The sequence below is a fragment of the Streptomyces sp. NBC_00203 genome (assembly GCF_045206325.1).
Lineage (GTDB): Bacteria > Actinomycetota > Actinomycetes > Streptomycetales > Streptomycetaceae > Streptomyces > Streptomyces lutosisoli.
Genome location: NZ_CP108126.1, coordinates 5,861,368 through 5,884,257, shown reverse-complemented (window position 1 = coordinate 5,884,257; position 22,890 = coordinate 5,861,368). Strand labels below are relative to the sequence as shown.

Here is a 22,890-nt window from a genome sequence, read left to right as displayed (position 1 = left end):
CCGGTTGCCGCCGGGGACGCCGTAAATGAGTCCGGCGCGAATCTACGGTGGTGGCCGAAAGGAAGTTCCGGCAAGCCAGGACCCTCCTTCTCCCCTGTCATCCAATGATGTGGACGAAGCGAACAATGAAGCCTGCGGAATGGGCGGCTCGTCATCGATCCGGGCCGCTGGATGTCGTCGTCACCGGACTCCCCTCCGACGCGCACACCTGGAATCTCGTATTCATCCAACTGTTGCTCGAAGACCTCGGCCACAAGGTGGTGAACCTGGGTCCCTGTGTTCCCGAGGACGAGATCGTCGAGTCCTGCTGCAAGTTCCAGCCCGACCTGCTGGTCGTCAGCAGCGTCAACGGGCACGGCTTCAACGATGCCCGGCCGCTGATCGGAGCGATCCGGTCGCGCTGGGAGCTGGCCGGGCTGCCCGCCGTCATCGGCGGAAAGCTCGGTGTCGGTGGCGATGACCAGGCGGAGCAGGCGGGCGAGCTGATGGCGGCCGGCTTCGACGCGGTCTTCCAGGAGGGCGTCGGCCTCGCGGTCTTCGAGTCCTTCGTCGGCTCGCTGACCGGGGCTGCATCTCCCGCCCCCGCGGACTCCGCCCTCGCGAGTGCCGGGCCCGCGCCCCGGCGCACGTCCCGCGCCGGGGCCCTGAGCGGAAAGGCGAAACGGTGACCACCCTGACCCAACGCCCCTTGCCCTTCGGCCGTTTCGTCGCCGACGCGCAGGCCCGTGGCGCCCTCGTGGTCCAGCCGCGGATGGGCTTCTCCGACCCCGCGCTGATGCGGGCGGGCCTGCTGGCCACCAAGACCGCGGCGGACCCGGTCGTCGGCACCGTCACCATCGACAGCTACACCCGGGTCAGTGACGAGCCGTCGGCCGTGCGGGCGCTGAACAACGGGGTCCCGCTGAACGGGTTCCCGATCACCTCCTACAGCCCGCACACCTCGCGCTGGATCCTGGACGGCGTACGCGACGCCGGCTTCCCGGTCCAGATCCGGCACGGATCGGCCCGCCCCCAGGGCATCGTCGCCGCCCTGGCCCTGCTCGGCCTGGACGCCACGGAGGGCGGCCCGGTGTCGTACTGCCTGCCGTACGGGCGCACACCGCTGCTCGACTCCGTGCGCAACTGGCAGGAGAGCTGCGACTTCCTGGCCGGGCTGCGCGCCATGGGTACGGAACCGCACCTGGAGACCTTCGGCGGCTGCATGCTCGGCCAGCTGTGCCCGCCCGGGCTGCTGGTGGCGATCAGCGCGCTGGAGGCCCTCTTCTTCCACCGGGCGGGACTGCGCAGCATCTCGCTCAGCTACGCCCAGCAGACCAACGCGGCGCAGGACCGGGAGGCGGTGCACGCACTGCGGCGGCTGGCCGGCGAACTGCTGCCGGACACCGACTGGCACATCGTCCTCTACACGTACATGGGCCTGTACCCGCGGACCCGGCGCGGCTCCCTGGACCTCCTGGAGCGTTCGGCGGAGCTGGCGGTGGAGACGGGGGCGGCCCGGCTGATCGTGAAGACGACGGCCGAGTCGCACCGCATCCCCACCATCGCGGAGAACGTCGAGGCCCTGCGGGTCGCCTCCAGCGCCGCCGCCCGGCACCGGGCACGGCTCACCCCGCGACCCGAGCACACCGACCTCGCCCAGCACACCGACTTCGCCGACAACCCCGTCTACGCCGAGGCCCGCGCCCTCGTCGACGCCGTACTCAATCTGGACGACGACCTGGGCCAGGCGCTCCTGAAGGCCTTCGCCCGCGGATACCTCGACGTCCCCTACTGCCTGCACCCCGACAACGCGGGCCGGACCCGCAGTCACATCGACCGGTCCGGCCGGCTCACCTGGTCCGAGATCGGGGCGATGCCCATCGGCCATGTCTCCGAGAAGGGCCGGCGGCTGACGGCGGCGGGGCTCTACGACGCCCTGTCGTTCGTGCAGCGCCGGCACGACCGCACCGCTTTCCCGACCGTTCCCCGGACCTCTCTTCCCTCGGCGGCCCGTCGCCCTTCGGTCCATCGGCAGCACACCCAGGAGGTAGCACCATGACCAGCACGTCCGCCGAGCTCGACGTCCGCATCCCGCCCGCGTTCCCGTCCTCGCCCGACCAGCACCTGATGGCCGAGAGCACCCGGGCCACCCTCCGTGTGCAGAGCCGCATGCTCGCCGCGACCCGCGCGTTCCTGACCGGGCAGGGCTTCCAGGAGCTGCTGCCGCCGGTCATCGGGCCGGTCACCGATCCCGGCATCCGCGGCTCCAAGCAGGTCGACGTCGACTTCTACGGCCACAAGTACAAGCTGATGACCAGTGCGATCCTCTACAAGCAGGCCTCCCTGCTGGCCTTCGACAAGATCTTCTACATCGCGCCCAACGTGCGCCTGGAGCCGCTGGAAACGGCCGTCACTCACCGCCATCTCGCCGAGTTCCACCAGATCGACGTGGAGATCCGCGACGCCCGGCGCGAGGACGCGATGGAGCTCGCCGAGCGCCTGGTGGCGTACGTGGTCGACGAGGTGGTCCGTGAGCTGCCCGCCGACCTGGAGCTGCTCGGCCGGGACAAGGACGCCTTCCGGGAGGTGGTGACCGGGGCGTTCGCCCGGACCACCCACAAGGAGGCGACCGCGGACCTGATCGCGCTCGGGCATCCGCAGGACCCGGGCGCCGAGATCGACTGGGAGGGCGAGGAGATCCTCTCCGCCAAGACCAGCCGCCCGTTCTTCGTCGCCGACTACCCCAAGGGCTCGCGCGGTTTCTACGACCGCGAGGACCCCGAGCAGCCGGGCGTCCTGCGCAACTTCGACCTGATCGCCCCGGAGGGCTACGGCGAACTGGCCAGCGGCAGCGAGCGGGAGCACGACTACGCGGCCCTGGTCACGCGGATGCGGGAGACCGGCGAGAACCCCGCCAAGTACGGCTGGTACCTGGACCTGGCGCGTCGGGGCATCCCCGCCAGCTCCGGTTTCGGTATCGGCCTGGAGCGCTTCACGCGGTACGTCACCGGCCGCACCGCCGTCTGGGAGGCCAGCGCCTACCCCAAGCTTCCGGGAGTGGTCTCGGCATGAGCGCCGTACTGACAGCCGCCGGTTTCCCCGAGGAACAGGTGCGCCACCGGGCCCGGCACGGCGCCGCGAGCGTCTTCCCCGCCCTCGACGCGTACGGCAGCAGCCTGCTGGGCGCGATACCGGCCGGCGCCGACTCCGGTGACCTGCTGGAGCGGGCCCGGATCGTGCCTCCGGTGTTCATGCCGGAGCGGCTGAAGAAGCTCATCGACCTGGCGCGCGAACCGCTGTACACGGATGTCGAACTCGACACCGTGGTGGGCGGGTTCACCTCCCGGCTGCCGCTGTACGTGTCGGCGTTCGGCTCCACCCAGGTCGCCAGCCACGACCTCGGCGAGGCCGCCGGACGGCAGGCCGCCCGGCTCGGCATCCCGATGGTGATCGGCGAGAACGTGGTGCCCGTCAACGGCTACCGCGCCGCGTCCGACGCCGAGGCCTCCCCGCTGATCGGCCGGATCGCCGCCTACGCCGACGCGGCCGACGACGAGCACGGCGGTGTGGTCGTCCAGCAGTCCACCGAGGACGCGGACGCCGAGGTGTGGAACCTCGTCTACAGCGACCCGGCGTCCGAGCCGCTGCTCGCCACCGGCCGGCTCGCCTTCGAGCTGAAGGTCGGCCAGGGCGCCAAGCCGGGCCTCGGCGGCCTCACCGTCCTGGGCCGCGAGGCCGCGGGCCGGGTCGCCGAACAGTACGCCACCGACCAGGTGTTCGGCGCCGACAGCGACTCCGTCCTGCGGATCAGCAGCCCGGGCACGTTCACCGAGGAGATCCTGCGCCAGCAGATCCGGCTGATGCGCAACAACTTCCCCCGCGTGAAGGTGTGGGTGAAGCTCCACCCGGGCCGGGACGTGGCGCTCGCGGCGGCCACCGCCTGGGCGGCCGGCGCGGACTCCGTGACGGTGGACGGCGCGGAGGGCGGCACCGCCTGGGCCCCGAACGCCTTCCTCGGCCAGGTGGGTCTGCCGCTCGGCGACTGCCTGACCCGCATCGGCCGCACCGACCACTGTCTGCTCGCCAGCGGACGCATCTGGGAGGGCAGCCGGGCCGTCAAGGCCCTCGCGCTCGGCGCACGCGCCGTCGGGCTCGGCCGGGCCGCTCTGCTGGCCGTCGACGAGGACACCGACCACGGTCTGGTGCGCCTCGTGGAAAGCATCGCCCTGGAACTACGGCTGCTGATCAGCTCCGTCGGCAAGTACCACGTGAACGCCCTCGCGGACGAGGACGTGTTGCTGCCCACCAGCCAGTAGCCCCCTACGACTTCGCACCACCCGCGCGTTTCCCCGTCGTGGCTCCGTCGGTCTCCCGGCACGCCGCGAGACCACCAGAACCGAGCTTCCAAGAAGGTGTCGAGATGTCCCAGCCGCAAGCCGAACCCCTGCTCCCCCTCGGCGTCGGCGTGCCCGATGGCGTCGCCGCGTACAACGACACGACGGTGGAACTGCCCGAGGGCGCGCTGCACGAGCTCTTCGCCGCGCAGGCCGCCCGCACCCCGGACGCCGTCGCCCTGGTCCGCGAGGACCGCCGGCTCACCTACCGGGAGCTCGATGGGGCGGCCAACGCCCTCGCGCACCGGCTGATCGCCGCCGGTGTACGGCCGGGCGACTCGGTCGGGCTCCTCTTCGACCGGTCGCTCGCCTATGTGATCACCGTGCTCGCCGTTCTCAAGAGCGGCGGTGTGTACGTTCCCCTCGACCCGCGCCAGCCCGCCGAGCGCCTCGGCTGGATCCTCGGCAACACCGAGGCCGTCCTGCTGGTCACGGACCGCGCGACCGAGGAGGAGACCGCCTTCGCGGGCGAGCTGCCCGCCCTGCGGCTGACCGAGGAGACCGCGACGGCGCAGGAGCCGGCCGGCGCCCCCGAGGTGGCCGTCCACCCGGACCAGCCGCTGTACGTGATGTTCACCTCCGGCTCCAGCGGCACCCCCAAGGGCGTCGTCAACACCCACCGCAATGTGGTGGAACTGGCCCTGGACCCCGGCTTCGGCACCGAGGCGCACCAGCGGGTCCTCGCCTACTCGCCGCTGCCCTTCGACTCCTCGACGTACGAGCTGTGGGTGCCGCTGCTGCGCGGCGGTCTGGCCGTGGTGCTGCCCGCGCCGAAGATCGACATAGGTGAGCTGGGCGAGGCCATCGCCCGCTACGACGCGACCGCCGCATACTTCACGACCGCGCTGTTCGACGCGATGGCCAGCGAGGCGATCGAGGGCCTGGCCCGGCTGAAGGAGATCTGGACCGGCGGCGACGTACTGTCCGCCACCGCCCTGCAGCGGGTGCTCGACCACTGCCCCGACACCACGGTCGTGCACGTCTACGGCCCCACCGAAGCCACCGTCTTCTGCAGCTACCAGGCGTTCACGCCGGACGTCCGCACGCTGGAGCGGCTCCACCTGGGCATCCCGATGGCGAACACCGCGATGTACATCCTGGATGCCGAGCTGCGCCACACCGCCCCCGGCGAGACCGGTGAACTCTATGTGGCGGGGCCCCACTTGGCGCAGGGTTACGCGCGGCTGCCCGCCCTGTCCGCCGAGCGTTTCACCGCCGACCCGTACGGCCCCGCCGGTACCCGCATGTACCGCACCGGCGACCTCGCCGCCTGGAACGAACACGGCGAGGTCGTGTTCCTGGGCCGCGCCGACCAGCAGGTCAAGCTGCGCGGCAACCGCATCGAGCTCGGCGAGATCGAGACCGTCCTGGTCCGCCACCCGTCCGTGGCCCAGGCCGCGGTGATCGTCCGCGAGGACCGGCCCGGCGACAAGCGCCTGGTGGCCTACGTGGTGCCCGCCGTGGAAGGGGTCCTCGACGGCGCGGAGCTGCTCCGGTACGCCGGCGCGGAGCTGGTCGAGTACATGGTCCCCTCGGCGGTCGTCCCGCTGGGCTCGCTGCCGCTGACCGCGAACGGCAAGCTGGACCGGCGCGCACTGCCCGCCCCCAAGCTCGGCGGCACCGCGAACGGCCGGGCCCCCCGCAACCCCGTCGAGGAGGTCCTGGCCGGGCTGTTCGCCTACGCGCTGGGGCTGCCGTCCGTCGGGATCGACGACGACTTCTTCACGATCGGCGGCCACTCGCTGCTCGCCACCCGCCTGGTCAGTCGGATCCGCACCACCCTGGACGTCCAGCTGACACTGCGGGAGTTCTTCACCTGCCCGACGGTGGCACTCCTCGCCGAGTACATCGCCGCGGACGGCGGCGAGTCCGCCCGCCCGGCCCTGACGGCGGCCGAGGAGCGGCCCGAGCTGCTCCCGCTGTCGTCGGCCCAGCAGCGGCTGTGGTTCCTCGACCAGATGGAGGGCCCGTCAGCCACGTACAACATTCCGCTCGCCGTCCGGGTACGCGGTGAACTGAACGTCGCGGCACTGGAGTCGGCGTTCACCGATGTGCTGGGCCGGCACGAGAGCCTGCGCACGGTCTTCGGCACGGCCGAGGGGCGGACCTACCAGCGGGTGCTGCCCGCGGACGACGTACGGATAGAGCTGCCGGTCACACCGGCGGACGAGGCCACGCTCGCCGGGCTGCTGGCCGAGGAGTCCGAGCGGGCCTTCGACCTCGCAGCCGATCTGCCCGTACGGGCCCGGCTGCTGAGGACCGGCGAGCAGGACCACGTGCTGCTGGTGGTGATGCACCACATCGTGTCGGACGGCTGGTCGTACCAGCCGCTGATGCGCGACCTGAGCACCGCCTACGCGACCCGCTCGCGCGGACAGCGCCCGGCCTGGGAGCCGCTGCCCGTCCAGTACGCCGACTACGCCCTCTGGCACCGCGCGCTGCTCGGCGACCCGGCGGACGCGGAAAGCGTCGAGTCCAGCCAACTCTCCTACTGGCGGGACGCGTTGGCGGACCTCCCGGAGGAGGTCACCCTCCCCGCCGACCGGCAGCGCCCGGCCGTCTCCTCCTACCGGGGCGCCACCCGCACCGTGCACTGCCCGCCGGCGGTGCACGCGGCCCTCGCGGCGCTTGCCCGTGAGTCGGGGGCGTCGGTGTTCATGGTGGCCCAGGCGGCGGTGTCGACGCTGCTCGCCCGTTCCGGCGCGGGCCACGACATCCCGCTCGGTTCGCCGATCGCCGGCCGCACCGACCAGGCGCTCGACGACCTCGTCGGCTTCTTCGTCAACACGCTCGTCCTGCGCACCGACCTGTCGGGCAACCCGAGTTTCCGTGAACTCCTCACCCGCGTCCGGGAGACCGACCTTGCGGCCTGGGGCCACCAGGATCTCCCCTTCGACCGGCTCGTCGAGGCCGTCAACCCGGACCGTTCGGCGGCCCGGCACCCGCTCTTCCAGGTCATGCTGACGCTGACGGACGCGGCCACGCCGACGCTCGTCGCCGAGGGTCTGGAGACGGAGTCGGAGTTCACCTGGCTGCGGGCCGCCAAGTTCGACCTGACGTTCTCCTTCGCCGAGCACCGCACGGCGGACGGGGAGCCCGGCGGCCTCGACATCACCGTCGAGTACGCCACCGACCTGTACGACGCCCGCACCGTCGAGGCGGCCGCCGGGCGCCTGGTCCGGCTGCTGTCGGAGGCGGCGACCCACCCCGAACTGCCCGTCGGGGAGCTGGAGTTGCTCTCCGGCCAGGAGCGCGGACTGCTCCTGGAGGAGTGGAGCGGGGAGGTCACGGCGGCCCTGGAGGCCGGTCTCGGCACCCTGTTCGCCGCGCAGGTGGCCCGCACCCCGGACGCGGTCGCCCTGATCGACTCGGCAAGCGACCTGACCTACGCCGAGCTGGACGAGCGCGCCAACCGCCTCGCCCACCACCTGATCGCCGAAGGAGTGCGGCCCGGCAGCCGGGTGGCGCTCTTCCAGGAGCGCTCGCTGAACGCCGTGATCGCCACCCTCGCCGTGGTCAAGGCAGGCGCCATCTACGTCCCGCTCGACACCCGCTACCCGATGGAACGCGTCCAGCTCATCGTCGAGCAGTCGGCCGTCGAGATCCTCCTCACCGACCGCGACGCCGGGGAACTCCAACTCCCCGCCGGAGCCAGGGCACTTTCCGTGCAGGCTCCGTCGGACGGCGACACGAGCGACCCGCAGGTACCGGTCCACCCCGACCAGGCCGTGTACGCCATGTTCACCTCGGGCTCCACCGGTGTCCCGAAGGGCGTGGCCGTAACCCACCGCAACGTCGCCGACCTCGCCGCCCAGACCATGTACGCCAACGGCAACCACACCCGGGTGCTGTTCCACTCCCCGATGGCCTTCGACGCCTCGACGTACGAGATGTGGGTGCCGTGGCTGAACGGCGGCACCCTCGTCGTCGCGCCCGCCGGCCACCTCGACACCGCCGCCTACCAGCAGCTGCTGTCCGAGCACCGCATCACCAGCCTGTGGATGACGGCAGGCCTGTTCCGCCTCATCGCCGAAGAAGCACCGGCCGCCTTCACCGGCGTACGCGAGATATGGGCCGGCGGTGACGTCGTACCGCCCGAGGCCGTGCGCCGCGTCATGGACCACAACCCGCAGATCACCGTCGTCAACGGCTACGGCCCGACCGAGACCACCACCTTCGCCGCCACCCACCACATCCGCCGACCCTTCGACTACCCCGGCACCGTCCCCATCGGCGAACCCCTCGACAACCACCGCCTCTACGTCCTCGACGAGCACCTCGGCCTTGTCGCACCCGGAACCCCCGGCGAGCTCTACGTCGCGGGCGCGGGTCTGGCCCAGGGTTACCTGGACCGTCCGGGCATGACGGCAGAACGGTTCGTCGCCGACCCCTACGGCGACAAGCCGGGCACCCGGATGTACCGCACCGGCGACCTCGTCCGCTGGAACCAGGAAGGCTCACTCGAATACCTCGGCCGCGCCGACCAGCAGGTCAAGCTGCGCGGCTTCCGTATCGAACTCGGTGAGATCGAGACCGCGTTGGCCGCCCAGGACGCCATCGCCCAGGCGACCGTCATCGTCCGCGAGGACCGGCCCGGCGACAAGCGCCTGGTCGCCTACCTCGTCGCCGCCGAGGGCCGGAAGGCCGACGCAAAGGCGATTCACCGGGAGATCTCCGGTTCGCTGCCCGAGTACATGGTTCCGTCGGCGTTCGTGACGCTGGACGCGATCCCGCTGACCGTGAACGGCAAGGTAGACCGCAAGGCCTTGCCCGCGCCGCAGGTCAGCCACGACACCGGCGGGCGTGCCGCGCGGAACCCGGTCGAGGAAGTCCTCTGCGGGCTCTTCGCGGAGATCCTCGGGCTGCCGTCGGTGACCATCGACGACCACTTCTTCCACCGGGGCGGGCACTCCCTGCTCGCCACCCGGCTGATCAGCCGCATGCGGCAGGCGTTCGGGGTCCAGATCACCGTCAAGGACCTCTTCCAGGGGCCGACGCCCGCGGCGCTCGCGGAGTTCGTCGACGCCGGAGGGGACGGTGTGCGTCGGCCCGCCCTGCGGGAGATGGCACGTCCGGAGCGGGTGCCGCTGTCGTCGGCCCAGCAACGGCTGTGGTTCCTCGACCAGTTGGAGGGCCCGTCCTCCACGTACAACATCCCGCTCGCGCTGCGCCTCAAGGGCGAGCTGGACCGGGAGGCGCTGCGTCTCGCGCTGACCGACCTGGTGGTCCGGCACGAGACCCTGCGCACGGTGTTCGCGGTGGCCGACGGCGACTTCCACCAGCTGGTGCTGCCCGCGGACGGGGTCCGGGTCGAGCTGCCGGTCACGCCGGCGGACGAGGACTCCCTGGCGGACCTGCTCGGCGCCGAGGCCGCGCGCACCTTCGACCTGGCGGCCGGACTCCCGCTCCGCGCCGCCCTGTTCGACCTGGGCGAGCGGGACCAGGTGCTGATGGTGGTCATCCACCACATCGCCTCCGACGGCTGGTCCACCACCCCGCTGCTGCGTGACCTCGCCGCCGCCTACGAGGCCCGTGCGCAGGGCGAGACCCCCGGCTGGGAGCCCCTGCCGGTGCAGTACGCCGACTACACGCTGTGGCAGCAGGAGCTGCTCGCGGCGGACGGCGAGCGCCAGGCGGAGTTCTGGAGCCACACCCTGGACGGGCTGCCGGACGAGGCCACCCTGCCGGCCGACCGGCCGCGCCCGGCCGCCGCCACCTACCAGGGCCGGACCCACGGCGTCCACTGCCCGCCCGAGCTGCACCAGGCGCTGACCCGGCTGGCCCGGGAGACCGGCACCACGATGTTCATGGTCGCCCAGGCCGCGGTCGCCACCGCCCTGTCCCGCTCGGGAGCGGGCACGGACATCCCGATCGGCGCCCCGATCGCGGGCCGTACGGACGAGGCGCTCGACGGGCTGGTCGGCTTCTTCGTCAACACCCTGGTGCTCCGTACGGACGTGGAGGGCGACCCAAGCTTCCAGGAGCTGCTCGGCCGGGTCCGGGACACCGATCTGGCCGCCTGGTCCCACCAGGACCTGCCCTTCGACCGGCTGGTCGAGCTGCTCAACCCGGCCCGCTCCACCTCCCGCCACCCGCTGTTCCAGGTGGCCCTGACCCTTCAGGAAGCGGTCACGCCGAGCCTGGAACTCCCGGGTGTGGAGACCGAGTCGGGCTTCACCCCGCTGGAGATCGCCAAGTTCGACCTGACCTTCTCCTTCCACGAGCACCGCACGGCCGATGGGCAGCCGGGCGGCCTGGACATCAGGGTCGAGTACGCCACCGACCTGTACGACGCCCGCACCGTCGAGGGGCTCGCGGACCGTCTCGTACGACTGCTGGAATCGGCCGTCGCCGCGCCGGAACTGCCCGTCGGGGAGCTGGAGTTCACCGGCCCCGAGGAGCGGGAGCGGCTGCTGGCGCTGGGCGCGGGTCCGGTCACCGAGGGCGACTTGCCGGACGCGGGCCTCGCGGAGCTGTTCGCCGCGCAGGTGGCCCGTACGCCGGACGCGGTCGCTGTGGCGTCCGAGGAGCGGTCCTTCACCTACGCCGAACTCGACGCCGAGTCCGACCGGTTCGCGCAGCGGATCATCGGCCTCGGGGTCGGCCCCGAATCCGTCGTCGCCCTGATGATGGAGCGCTCGGCCGACCTCCTGGTCGCCATGCTCGCGGTCGTGAAGGCCGGCGGCGCCTACGCGCCCCTCAACCCGGCCGACCCGGACACCCGCCACACCCAGATCCTCGATGAACTCGACGCGCCGGTCCTGATCACCGACCGGGCGCTGGCCGACCATCCGCTGGTCACCCGGGCGCAGGCCCGTGACCTCGTCGTCGAGGCCAAGGACCTCGACGGCCGTCCCGCGACGAGGTCCACCGCCCCCACCCACCCCGACCAGTGGCTGTACGTCATGTTCACCTCGGGCTCGACCGGCGTCCCGAAGGGTGTCGCCGTCACCCACCGCAACGTGGCCGACCTGGCCCGCCAGCGGATGTACACGGGCGGCGCCCACCAGCGGGTCCTCTTCCACTCCCCGCACACCTTCGACGCCTCCACCTACGAGATCTGGGTGCCGTGGCTGACCGGCGGCACGGTCGTCGTGGCGCCCCGGGGCCACCTGGAGACCGGCACGCTGAGCGAGCTGATCACCGGGTACTCGATCACGAGTCTGTGGCTGACGGCGGGCCTGTTCCGAGTCATGGCCGAGGAGGCGCCGGAGGCCTTCGCGGGGCTCCGGGAGGTGTGGGCGGGCGGCGACGTCGTACCGCCCGAGGCCGTCCGCCAGATCCACGAGCACTGCCCGGACACGACCGTCGTCAACGGCTACGGGCCGACCGAGACCACCACCTTCGCCACCACCCACCGCATCCACCGTCCGCTCGACTACCCGGGCACGATTCCGATCGGCGAGGCCCTCGACAACCACCGCCTCTACGTCCTCGACTCCGCGCTCCGGCTCGTTCCGGCCGGTGCGCCCGGCGAGCTGTACATCGCCGGGGCCGGTCTGGCGCGCGGCTATGTGGGCCGCCCGTCGCTCACCGCCGAGCGGTTCGTCGCCGACCCGTACGGTCCCGCAGGCACCCGGATGTACCGCACCGGGGACCTGGTGCGGTGGAACCACGAGGGCTCGCTGGAGTACCTCGGCCGGGCCGACCAGCAGGTCAAGCTGCGCGGCTTCCGCATCGAACTCGGCGAGATCGAGACCGTGTTGACGGCCCATGAAAGCGTCGCCCAGGCCACGGTGATCGTCCGCGAGGACCGGCCCGGGGACAAGCGGCTCGTCGCCTACCTCGTGACCGCCGAGGGCGGCATCGACCTGAACGACCTGCGCCGGCACGCCACTTCGGCGCTCCCCGAGTACATGGTCCCGTCGGCCTTCGTGCTCGTCGACGCGATCCCGCTGACCGCCAACGGCAAGATAGACCGGCGCGCGCTGCCCACCCCGCAGGTCACCCACGATGTCACCGGACGTGCCCCGCGCACCCCCCAGGAAGAGGTCCTGTGCGGCCTGTTCGCGGCGGTCCTCGGGCTCCCGTCGGCCACCATCGACGACAACTTCTTCCACCGGGGCGGCCACTCCCTGCTCGCCACCCGCCTCATCAGCCGCATCCGCCAGGCCTTCGGCGTCCAGCTCGGCGTCCGGGACCTGTTCCGGTCCCCGACCGTGGTCGCGCTGTCCGAGCGGGTCACGGAGGGCAGCGGTGAACTTCCCCGGGCCGCGCTGACCCGCGCACAGGAGCGCCCCGAGCGCGTGCCGCTGTCCTCCGCCCAGCAACGGCTCTGGTTCCTGGACCAGATGGAGGGCCCGTCGGCGACGTACAACATCCCGATGGCGCTGCGCCTCACCGGCGCGGTGGACGTCGAGGCCGTGCGGCAGGCCCTCACCGACCTGGTCACCCGCCACGAGAGCCTGCGCACCGTCTACCCCACCCACGAGGGCAAGGCCTACCAGTCGGTGCTGGCCCCCGAGCCGGTCGAGCTGCCCGTCGTCCCGGTCACGGACGACACGCTCGCCGCCCGCCTGGCCGGCCTCTCCGCCATCCCCTTCGACCTGGCCTCCGGCATCCCGCTCCGCGCCCACCTGCTGGCCCTCGGCGACCAGGAGCACGTCCTGCTCCTGGTGATCCACCACATCGCCTCCGACGGCTGGTCCAACGCCCCCCTCTTCCGCGACCTGGCCGCCGCCTACGCGGCCCGCGCCGAGGGGCAGGCACCGCAGTGGGAGCCGCTGCCCGTCCAGTACGCCGACTACGCGCTGTGGCAGCAGCAGCTGATGGAGGAGGACGAGGAGCGCCAACTCGGCTTCTGGCAAAAGACATTGGCCGACCTGCCGGAGGAGGCCACCCTCCCGGCCGACCGAGCCCGCCCGGCAACCGCCTCCAACCGGGGCAGCACGCACACCGTCCACTGCGCCGCCGAGCTGCACGGTTCGCTGACCTCGCTGGCCCAGGACACCGGCACCACCTTCTTCATGGTCGCCCAGGCGGCCGTCTCCACCCTCCTCGCCCGCTCCGGCGCCGGGTACGACATCCCGCTCGGCTCACCGGTCGCAGGCCGCACGGACCAGCAACTCGACGACCTGGTCGGGTTCTTCGTCAACACCCTGGTCCTGCGCACCGACCTGACCGGCGCCCCGAGCTTCCGCGACCTGCTGCACCGGGTCCGCGAGACCGACCTGGCCGCCTGGAACCACCAGGACCTGCCCTTCGACCGGCTCGTGGAAATCCTCAACCCCGAGCGCACACCCGCCCGCCACCCGCTCTTCCAGGTCATGCTCACCCTGGGCGACACCTCGGCCGAGGCGCCCGAACTGCCCGGCCTGGACACGGCGTACGAGTTCTCGCAGGTGGCGATCGCCAAGTTCGACCTCACCTTCGGCTTCGCGGAGCATCGGGGTGCGGACGGAGAGCCCGGCGGTCTGGACATCACCGTCGAGTACGCGACCGACCTGTATGACGCGAGCACCATCGAGAGCGTCGCGACTCGTCTCGTACGACTGCTGGAGGCAGCCGTCGCCGCTCCTGAACTTCCCGTCGCAGAGCTGGAGTTGCTCTCCTCCGATGAGCGGGCCCTGCTGCTGGAGTCGCGGGCCGGGTCCGTCACCGGAAGCGCCGACGCCGGGCTCGCGCAGCTCTTCGCCGCGCAGGTGGCCCGCACGCCGGACGCGGTGGCCGTCGTCCACGCCACCCAGGAACTGACGTACCGCGAACTGGACGAGCGCGCCAACCGCCTCGCCCACCACCTGATCGCGGAAGGTGTGGAGCCCGACAGCCGGGTGGCGCTCTTCCAGGAGCGCTCGCTCGACGCCGTGATCGCCACCCTCGCCGTGGTCAAGGCGGGAGCGGTCTACGTCCCGCTCGACACCCGCTACCCGATGGAGCGCGTCCAGCTCATCGTCGAACAGTCGGCGGTCAAGGTCTTCCTCACCGACCGCGGCCCCGAAAGCCTCCAAATCCCGTCCGGCGCACGGGCGATCTCCGTGGCAGCCCCGTCCGAGGGCGACGCGAGCGACCCGCACGTGCCGGTCCACCCCGACCAGGCCGTGTACGCCATGTTCACCTCGGGCTCCACCGGAGTCCCGAAGGGCGTCGCGGTCACCCACCGCAATGTGGCCGACCTGGCCGCCCAGACGATGTACGCCAACGGCAACCACAGCCGGGTTCTGTTCCACTCCCCGATGGCCTTCGACGCCTCCACCTACGAGATGTGGGTGCCGTGGCTGAACGGCGGCACGCTGGTCGTCGCGCCCGCCGGACATCTCGACACCGCCGCCTACCAGCAGCTGTTGTCCGAGCACCGCATCACCAGCCTGTGGATGACGGCGGGCCTGTTCCGCCTCATCGCCGAGGAAGCCCCGGCCGCCTTCAACGGCGTACGCGAAGTGTGGGCGGGTGGCGATGTCGTCCCGCCGGAGGCCGTACGACGGGTGATGGACCACAACCCGCAGATCACCGTCGTCAACGGCTACGGCCCGACCGAGACCACCACCTTCGCCGCCACCCACCACATCCGCCGACCCTTCGACTACCCCGGCACCGTCCCCATCGGCGAGCCCCTCGACAACCACCGCCTCTACGTCCTCGACGAACACCTCGGCCTGGTCGCCCCCGGCACCCCCGGCGAGCTCTACATCGCCGGAACCGGCCTCGCCCAGGGCTACCTGGACCGCCCGGGACAGACCGCCGACCGCTTCGTCGCCGACCCGTACGGTCCCGCAGGCACCCGGATGTACCGCACCGGCGACCTCGTCCGCTGGAACCAGGAAGGCTCGCTCGAATACCTGGGCCGGGCCGACGAACAGGTCAAGCTGCGCGGCTTCCGCATCGAACTCGGCGAGATCGAGACCGTGTTGGCCGCCCAGGACGCCATCGCCCAGGCGACCGTCATCGTCCGCGAGGACCGGCCCGGCGACAAGCGTCTCGTCGCCTATCTGACCGCGCAGGACGGGGCGCGGATCGACGACGAGGACGTGCGGCGGCGGATGTCGGGGCTGCTGCCCGAGTACATGGTTCCGTCGGCGTTCGTGACGCTGGACGCGATCCCGCTGACCGTGAACGGCAAGGTGGACCGCAAGGCCCTGCCCGAGCCGCAGGTCACGCACGACACCGCGGGGCGCGCGCCCCGCACCCCCAAGGAAGAAGTCCTCTGTGGGCTGTTCGCGGAGATGCTCGGACTGCCGTCGGTCACCATCGACGACCACTTCTTCCACCTGGGCGGGCACTCCCTGCTCGCCACCCGGCTCGTGGGCCGGATCCGCACCGTACTCGGGGTCGAGCTGTCCGTGGCGACCCTCTTCGAAAACCCGATCGTGGCAACGCTCGTCGAGAAGCTCGACGGCGCCGAGGCCGCAAGGCCCAAACTGCGGCCGATGCGCCGGATGGGAGCGACCAAGTGATCCCCTTGTCCTACGCCCAGCAGCGGCTGTGGTTCATCGCCCAGATGGAAGGGCCGTCGACCACGTACAACATCCCGCTGGCAGTGCGGCTCACCGGTGAACTCGACCGGGCCGCCCTGCGGTCGGCTCTCGCCGACGTCATCGGCCGGCACGAGAGTCTGCGGACGATCTTCCCGGACCAGGACGGCACCCCGTACCAGCACATCCTCGAAGAGGAGGAAGTGGAGTTCGAACTGCCCGTCGTGCCGGCCACGGCCGGGACGCTGGAGGCGGTGCTCGCCGAGGAGTCCGCGCAGGTCTTCCACCTGGCGGTGGACCTGCCGGTCCGGGCGCGGCTGATCGCGCTCGCCGAGCAGGAGCACGTCCTGCTCGTGGTGATGCACCACATCGTGTCGGACGGCGGCTCGACGGCCCCGCTGCTCCAGGACCTGGCGACCGCCTACGGCGCCCGGGTTCAGGGGCAGGCCCCCGAGTGGGAGCCGCTTCCGGTGCAGTACGGCGACTACACGCTGTGGCAGCAGGAGCTGCTCGGCGAGGCGGACGATCCGGAGAGCGCCGGGTCGCGTCAACTGGAGTTCTGGCGCGAGACGTTGGCGGAGCTGCCGGAGGAGGCGACCCTGCCGGCCGACCGGCCGCGCCCGGCCACCGCCTCGTACCACGGCGCCACCTGCGACGCGCACCTTCCCGCGGACGTGCACGCCGGACTGACGCACCTGGCGCGGGAGTCGGGGGCGACCCTGTTCATGGCGGTTCAGGCGGCGGTCGCGACCGTGCTGTCCCGCTCCGGGGCGGGCCTCGACATCCCGGTCGGCTCGCCGGTCTCCGGACGTATCGACGAGGCCCTCGACGGGCTGGTCGGCTTCTTCGTCAACACGCTGGTGCTGCGGACGGATCTGACGGGCGACCCGAGCTTCCGGGACTTGCTCGGCCGGGTCCGTAAGACGGACCTGGCGGCGTGGGGCCAGCAGGACCTGCCCTTCGACCGGCTGGTGGAGGTGCTCAACCCGGAGCGCTCCGCCTCCCGGCACCCGCTGTTCCAGGTGATGCTCACCATGGGTGAGGCCGGTTCGAACGCCGTCGGCTTCCCTGGGCTCGACGCCCGGACCGAGTACAGCGCGCTGCAGATCGCCAAGTTCGACCTGACCTTCGGCTTCGCCGAGCACCGCACCCGGGACGGCCGGCCGAACGGCCTGGACATCACCATCGAGTACGCCACCGACCTGTACGACGCCCGTACGATCGACGCGCTCATGGCCCGGCTGCGGCGGCTCCTGGAAGCGGTGCTCACCTCGCCCGACACCCCGCTGTCCGTGCTGGACCTGCTCGGCGAGCACGAGCGCCGGCTGCTCCTGGAGGAGTGGAGCGGCGCGGTCACCGGGGCGCCCGAGGCGAGTCTCGCCGAGCTGTTCGCGGCGCAGGCCGCCCGTACCCCGGACGCGATCGCCCTGGTCGACGACGTCCACGAGGTCACCTACGCCGAGCTCGACGAGGCCACCAACCGTGCGGCCCACCACCTCATCAACCTCGGTGTCCAGCAGCACGACGTGGTCGCCGTCCTGATGGAGCGCTCGGCCGACCTGCTCACCGCGCTGCTGTCGGTGACCAAGGCCGGAGCGGTGTACGCCCCGCTGAACACCACCGACCCGGACTCCCGCCTCACCCAGATCCTGGCCGACACCGGGGCTCCGGTCCTGCTGACCGACGCGGCCCTGTCCGACCACCCGCTCGTCGCGGAGACCACCGCCCAAGTCGTCGTCCTCGACGGCACCACCGGGCTCGACCACCTGCCGGCCACGGCACCGGCGCGCACGATCCACCCCGACCAGCCGCTGTACGCGATGTTCACCTCGGGCTCCACCGGCGTCCCGAAGGGCGTGGCGGTCACCCACCGCAATGTGGCCGACCTGGCCGCCCAGACGATGTACGCGAACGGCAACCACAGCCGGGTCCTGTTCCACTCACCGGCCGCGTTCGACGCGTCCACCTACGAGATATGGGTGCCCTGGCTGAACGGCGGCACCGTCGTCGTCGCACCCCCCGGCCACCTCGACCCCACGGCCTACGGGCGGCTGCTGGCCGAGCAGTCGATCACCAGCCTGTGGATGACGGCGGGCCTGTTCCGGGTCATGGCCGAGGAGGCACCGGCCGCGTTCGCGGGCGTCCGCGAGGTGTGGGCCGGCGGTGACGTCGTACCGCCGGAGGCCGTACGCCGGATCCACGAGCACTGCCCGGACACCACCGTCGTCAACGGCTACGGCCCGACCGAGACCACCACCTTCGCCACCACCCACCACATCCACCGCCCGCTCGACTACCCGGGCTCCGTCCCGATCGGCGAGCCCCTCGACAACCACCGCCTCTACGTCCTGGACCACCACCTCCAGCTCGTCGCGCCCGGCACCCCGGGCGAGCTCTACATCGCCGGAACCGGTCTCGCCCAGGGCTACCTCAACCGGCCGGGCATGACGGCCGAGCGGTTCGTCGCCGACCCGTACGGTCCCGCCGGCACCCGCATGTACCGCACCGGTGACCTCGCCGCCTGGAACCACGAGGGCTCACTCGAATACCTCGGCCGGGCCGACCAGCAGGTCAAGCTGCGCGGCTTCCGCATCGAACTCGGCGAGATCGAGACCGCGCTCGCGGCCTGCGACTCCGTCGCCCAGGCGACCGTGGTCATCCGTGAGGACCGGCCCGGCGACAAGCGTCTCGTCGCCTACCTCGTCGCCGCCGACGGCACACGGCTCGACACCAAGGCGGTCCAGCGCGAGGTCTCCGGCTCGCTGCCCGAGTACATGGTCCCGTCCGCCTTCGTCACCCTCGACGCGATCCCGCTGACCACCAACGGCAAGATCGACCGGCGTGCCCTGCCCGCGCCCCAGAACACCGGCGACACCGGCGGGCGCGCACCCCGCACCCCCGCCGAGGAAGTGCTCTGCGGTCTGTTCGCCGCCGTGCTCGGACTGCCGTCGGTCACCATCGACGACCACTTCTTCCACCGCGGCGGGCACTCCCTGCTCGCCACCCGGCTCATCAGCCGCATCCGCGCCGTGTGGGACACCCAGATCACCATCCGGGACCTGTTCCAGTACGCGACGGTCGCGCTGCTCTCCGAGCGGCTCACGGCCGAGAGCAGCGGGGAACAGCGTCCGGCGCTGCTGCCCGAGGAGCGTCCGGAGCGGGTGCCGCTGTCGTCGGCCCAGCAACGGCTGTGGTTCCTCGACCAGATGGAAGGCCCGTCGGCTACGTACAACATCCCGATGGCCCTGCGCCTGAAGGGAACCCTCGACCCCGACGCACTCCAGCTCGCCCTCACCGACCTCGTCACCCGCCACGAGAGCCTGCGCACGGTCTACCCGACCCACGAGAACAAGGCCTACCAGGCCGTCCTTCCCGCGGCCACCACCGCACTGGCCATCATCCCCGCGACCGAGGACACCCTCGACGGGCTGCTGGGCGCCGAGGCCGGACACGCCTTCGACCTGGCGGGCGAACGCCCCTTCCGCGCCAGCCTTTTCCGGCTCGGCGCCGAGGACCACGTCCTGATGCTGGTCGTCCACCACATCGCCTCCGACGGCTGGTCCAACGGACCCCTCTTCCGCGATCTGGCCGCCGCCTACGAGGCCCGCGTCCAGGGCGAGACCCCGGAATGGGAGCCGCTGCCGGTCCAGTACGCCGACTACGCCCTGTGGCAGCAGAGGCTGCTCCAGGACAGCGAGGACCGCCAACTCGACTACTGGCGCGAGGCTCTGGCCGAGCTCCCGGAGGAAGCGACCCTTCCCACCGACCGCGCCCGCCCCGCCACCGCCTCCAACCAGGGCACCACCCACACCGTCCACTGCCCCGCCGAGCTGCACGGCTCGCTGACCTCGCTGGCCCAGGACACCGGCACCACCTTCTTCATGGTCGCCCAGGCGGCCGTGTCCACCCTCCTCGCCCGCTCCGGCGCCGGGTTCGACATCCCGCTCGGCTCCCCCGTCGCCGGCCGCACCGACCAGAAGCTCGACGACCTCATCGGCTTCTTCGTCAACACCCTTGTCCTGCGCACGGATCTGTCGGGCAACCCGACCTTCCGCGACCTCCTCACCCGCGTCCGGGAGACCGACCTCTCCGCCTGGGCCCACGAGGACCTGCCCTTCGACCGGCTCGTCGAAGCCCTCAACCCCGAGCGCACCGCCGCCCGGCACCCCCTCTTCCAGGTCATGCTCACCGTCGGCGACACCAGCACCCGGGCACCCGAACTCCCGGGCCTGGAGAGCGAGTTCGCGTTCCCCTCCGCCTCCATCGCCAAGTTCGACCTGACCTTCGCGTTCGCGGAGCACCGGACGGCGGACGGACAGCCCGGCGGCCTCGACATCACCATCGAGTACGCCACCGACCTCTACGACGCCCGCACCATCCAGGCCACCGCCGACCGCCTCGTCCGCCTCCTCACCACTGCCGTCAACCACCCCGAACTCCCTGTCGGCGACATCGAGTTGCTCTCCGACGACGAGCGCGTACGGGTACGGGACTGGAGCGGCCCCCAGGCGCCGGCGCCGGTCCTCGGTCTGGACGGGCTGTTCACCGGGCAGGCGGCCCGGACACCGGACTCGGTGGCGCTGGTCTTCGAGGACCAGCAGGTGACGTACGCCGAGCTGGACGTCTGGTCCAACCGGCTGGCCCGGCACCTGACCTCGCGGGGCGTCGAGCCCGGCAGCATCGTGGCCATCCACCTGGAGCGCTCGCCGCATCTGATCGCGTCCCTGCTCGCGGCGCTGAAGGCCGGCGCCGGATACACGCTGCTGGACCCGCAGTTCCCGGCCGACCGGCTGACCACCGTCCTCGGGCAGACCAACCCGTCGGCGCTGGTCACCCAGAGCCACCTCACGGCCCTGCCGACCTCGGCCACCCTGGTCGACCTGACCGTCGACACCCCCGCGATCAGCGGTCTCCCGGGGGCGCCGGTGGAGACGGGCGGGCACCCGGAGACGACGGCGTGCGTGATGTTCACCTCCGGCTCGACCGGGGTGCCCAAGGGCGTCGCGGCCTCGCACCGGGCGCTGGCGGCCACCTTCATCGGCCCGGACTATCTGCACTTCGGCCCTGAGCAGACGTATCTGCAGAGCTCGCCCGTGTCGTGGGACGCCTTCGCCCTGGAGGTCTTCGGACCGCTGCTGCACGGCGGGGTCTGCGTCCTTCAGCCCGGCCAGCACACCGACCCGCACCAGATCGCGGAGCTGGTCGAGCGGCACGGGATCACCACGCTCCAGATGTCGGCGAGCCTGTTCAACCACATGCTCGACGAGCACCCGGCGGTGTTCTCCCGGCTCCGGGAGGCCATGACGGCCGGTGAGGCGGCCTCGCCCGCGCACGCCGCCAAGGCGCTGGCCGACCACCCCCATCTGCACCTGGTCAACGGCTACGGACCCGCGGAGAGCATGGGGTTCACCACCGCCCACACCATCAGCGCCCCCGCGCCGGCCATCCCCATCGGGCGGCCCATCACCGGCAAGCACGCCTACGTCCTCGACGAGAACCTGCGTCTGCTGCCGCCGGGCGTCCCCGGCGAGCTGTACGTCGCCGGGCACGGGCTCGCGCACGGCTACATCGGGCAGCCCGGGCTCAGCGCCGAGCGGTTCGTCGCCGACCCGCACGGGGCGCCCGGCTCGCGGATGTACCGGACCGGGGACCTGGCCCGCTGGAGCCAGGACGGTGCGCTGGAGTATTTCGGCCGGGCCGACCAGCAGATCAAGCTGCGCGGCTTTCGCATAGAGCCGGGTGAGATCGAGTCGGCGATGCTGCGGCACGCCTCCGTCGCGCAGGCCGCCGTGATGATCCGTGAGGACCGGCCCGGCGACAAGCGTCTGGTGGCGTACGTGGTGACCGTGGACGGCGGTGCGCCGGACATCCCGGAGCTGCGCCGGCACGCGGTGGCGGCGCTGCCCGAGTACATGGTGCCCGCCGCCATCGTGCCGCTGGACGCGCTGCCGCTGACGGTGAACGGCAAGCTCGACCGGCGGGCGCTGCCCGAGCCGCCGCAGGCCGGCCGGACCGGCGGGCGCGCACCGCGCACCCCGGCCGAGGAAGTCCTGTGCGGGCTGTACGCGGCGACGCTCGGACTGCCGTCGGTCACCATCGACGACCACTTCTTCCACCTGGGCGGGCACTCCCTGCTCGCCACCCGGCTCATCGGCCGCATCCGTGCCGTCTGGGACACCCCGGTCACCATCCGGGACTTGTTCCAGTACCCGACACCCGCGCTGCTCGGCGAGCACATCGCCGCCGGCTCGGGCGGGAACCCGCTGGAGACCCTGCTGCCGATCCGCTCCGCGAGCGAGGGCGGGGAAGCCCCGCTGTTCTGTGTGCACCCCATCTCGGGGATGAGCTGGTCCTACGCCGGGCTGCTGCGGCACATCGGCGACGAGCGGCCGCTGATCGGCTTGCAGGCACGGGAGTTGACGGACCCCTCGGGGCGGCCCGCCTCCATGGAGGAGATGGCCGACACGTACGTGGCCGAAATCCGCTCCGCCCAGCCGCACGGCCCGTACCACCTGCTGGGCTGGTCGTTCGGCGGTCTGATCGCCCACGCCGTCGCCGCCCGCCTGGAGGAGCTGGGCGAGCAAGTGGCCCTGCTCGGACTGCTCGACTCCTATCCGCTGCCCGACGGCTTCGAGGCGCCCGCCATCACCGGGCACGAGGTGCTGACCGCGCTGCTCGGCACCCGCGGCGCCGAACTTGCCGTGGCGTGCGCGGACAGTGCGCCGGATGCCGCCGAACTGGCGGAGGTGCTGCGCGCCGAGGACCCGATCCTGGGTGCGCTGGAGCCGGCGCAGGCCGCCGCGGTCGTCGAGGCCACCGCGGGGAACCTGGAGATGCGCTACCGGTACGTTCCAGGGCGGCAGTTCAGCGGCGACATGGTGTTCTTCAACGCGCGCCGCACACCCGCCGCCATGACCGGCGCCGAGTCCTGGGCACCGTATGTTCTCGGCCATGTCGAGGAGCACGACATCGACTGCGAGCACTGGGACATGACCGGCGCCGAGCCCCTGAGGGAGATCGGCAAGGTCGTGTCCGAGCACCTGCGGGCGGTCCACCACTAGCGTCTGGCACCACCGGGCCACCTGGGCGCCCGGGTCCACCTCACAAGG

General features: G+C 71.8%; 6 protein-coding genes. All 6 read left to right on the top strand.

Annotated features, from left to right (window positions below):
- The first annotated feature begins 125 nt into the window (after positions 1–125).
- The 6 genes from OG975_RS26385 to OG975_RS26360 all read left to right on the top strand — a co-directional run bounded on the left by OG975_RS26385 (position 126) and on the right by OG975_RS26360 (position 22,842).
- On the top strand, positions 126–668 hold the full coding sequence (locus OG975_RS26385) for a cobalamin B12-binding domain-containing protein (RefSeq protein ID WP_406331856.1): 543 nt from the start codon (positions 126–128) through the stop codon (positions 666–668).
- Complete coding sequence (locus tag OG975_RS26380; RefSeq protein ID WP_406331855.1) at positions 665–2,038, top strand: methylaspartate mutase; 1,374 nt, start codon at positions 665–667, stop codon at positions 2,036–2,038. Before OG975_RS26385 ends, OG975_RS26380 begins: the two co-directional genes overlap by 4 nt.
- On the top strand, positions 2,035–3,051 hold the full coding sequence (locus tag OG975_RS26375) for an asparagine synthetase A (protein WP_406331853.1): 1,017 nt from the start codon (positions 2,035–2,037) through the stop codon (positions 3,049–3,051). Before OG975_RS26380 ends, OG975_RS26375 begins: the two co-directional genes overlap by 4 nt.
- Positions 3,048–4,295: a glutamate synthase-related protein gene (locus OG975_RS26370; protein WP_406331852.1), complete on the top strand. Its 1,248-nt coding sequence runs from the start codon at positions 3,048–3,050 to the stop codon at positions 4,293–4,295. The genes OG975_RS26375 and OG975_RS26370 overlap by 4 nt, the downstream gene beginning before the upstream one ends.
- A gap of 104 nt (positions 4,296–4,399) precedes the next feature.
- Positions 4,400–15,763 carry an amino acid adenylation domain-containing protein gene (locus tag OG975_RS26365; RefSeq protein WP_406331851.1) on the top strand — a complete coding sequence of 3,788 codons (11,364 nt, stop codon included), beginning with the start codon at positions 4,400–4,402 and terminating at the stop codon, positions 15,761–15,763.
- Positions 15,760–22,842 carry an amino acid adenylation domain-containing protein gene (locus OG975_RS26360; protein WP_406331850.1) on the top strand — a complete coding sequence of 2,361 codons (7,083 nt, stop codon included), beginning with the start codon at positions 15,760–15,762 and terminating at the stop codon, positions 22,840–22,842. The genes OG975_RS26365 and OG975_RS26360 overlap by 4 nt, the downstream gene beginning before the upstream one ends.
- Positions 22,843–22,890 lie beyond the last annotated feature (48 nt).

What these genes read in the sequence shown, in the direction of transcription:
- OG975_RS26365 (WP_406331851.1), top strand. Translation starts at nt 4,400, where the DNA reads ATGTCCCAGCCGCAAGCCGAACCCCTGCTCCCCCTCGGCGTCGGCGTG.
- OG975_RS26375 (WP_406331853.1), top strand. Translation starts at nt 2,035, where the DNA reads ATGACCAGCACGTCCGCCGAGCTCGACGTCCGCATCCCGCCCGCGTTC.
- OG975_RS26370 (WP_406331852.1), top strand. Translation starts at nt 3,048, where the DNA reads ATGAGCGCCGTACTGACAGCCGCCGGTTTCCCCGAGGAACAGGTGCGC.
- OG975_RS26385 (WP_406331856.1), top strand. Translation starts at nt 126, where the DNA reads ATGAAGCCTGCGGAATGGGCGGCTCGTCATCGATCCGGGCCGCTGGAT.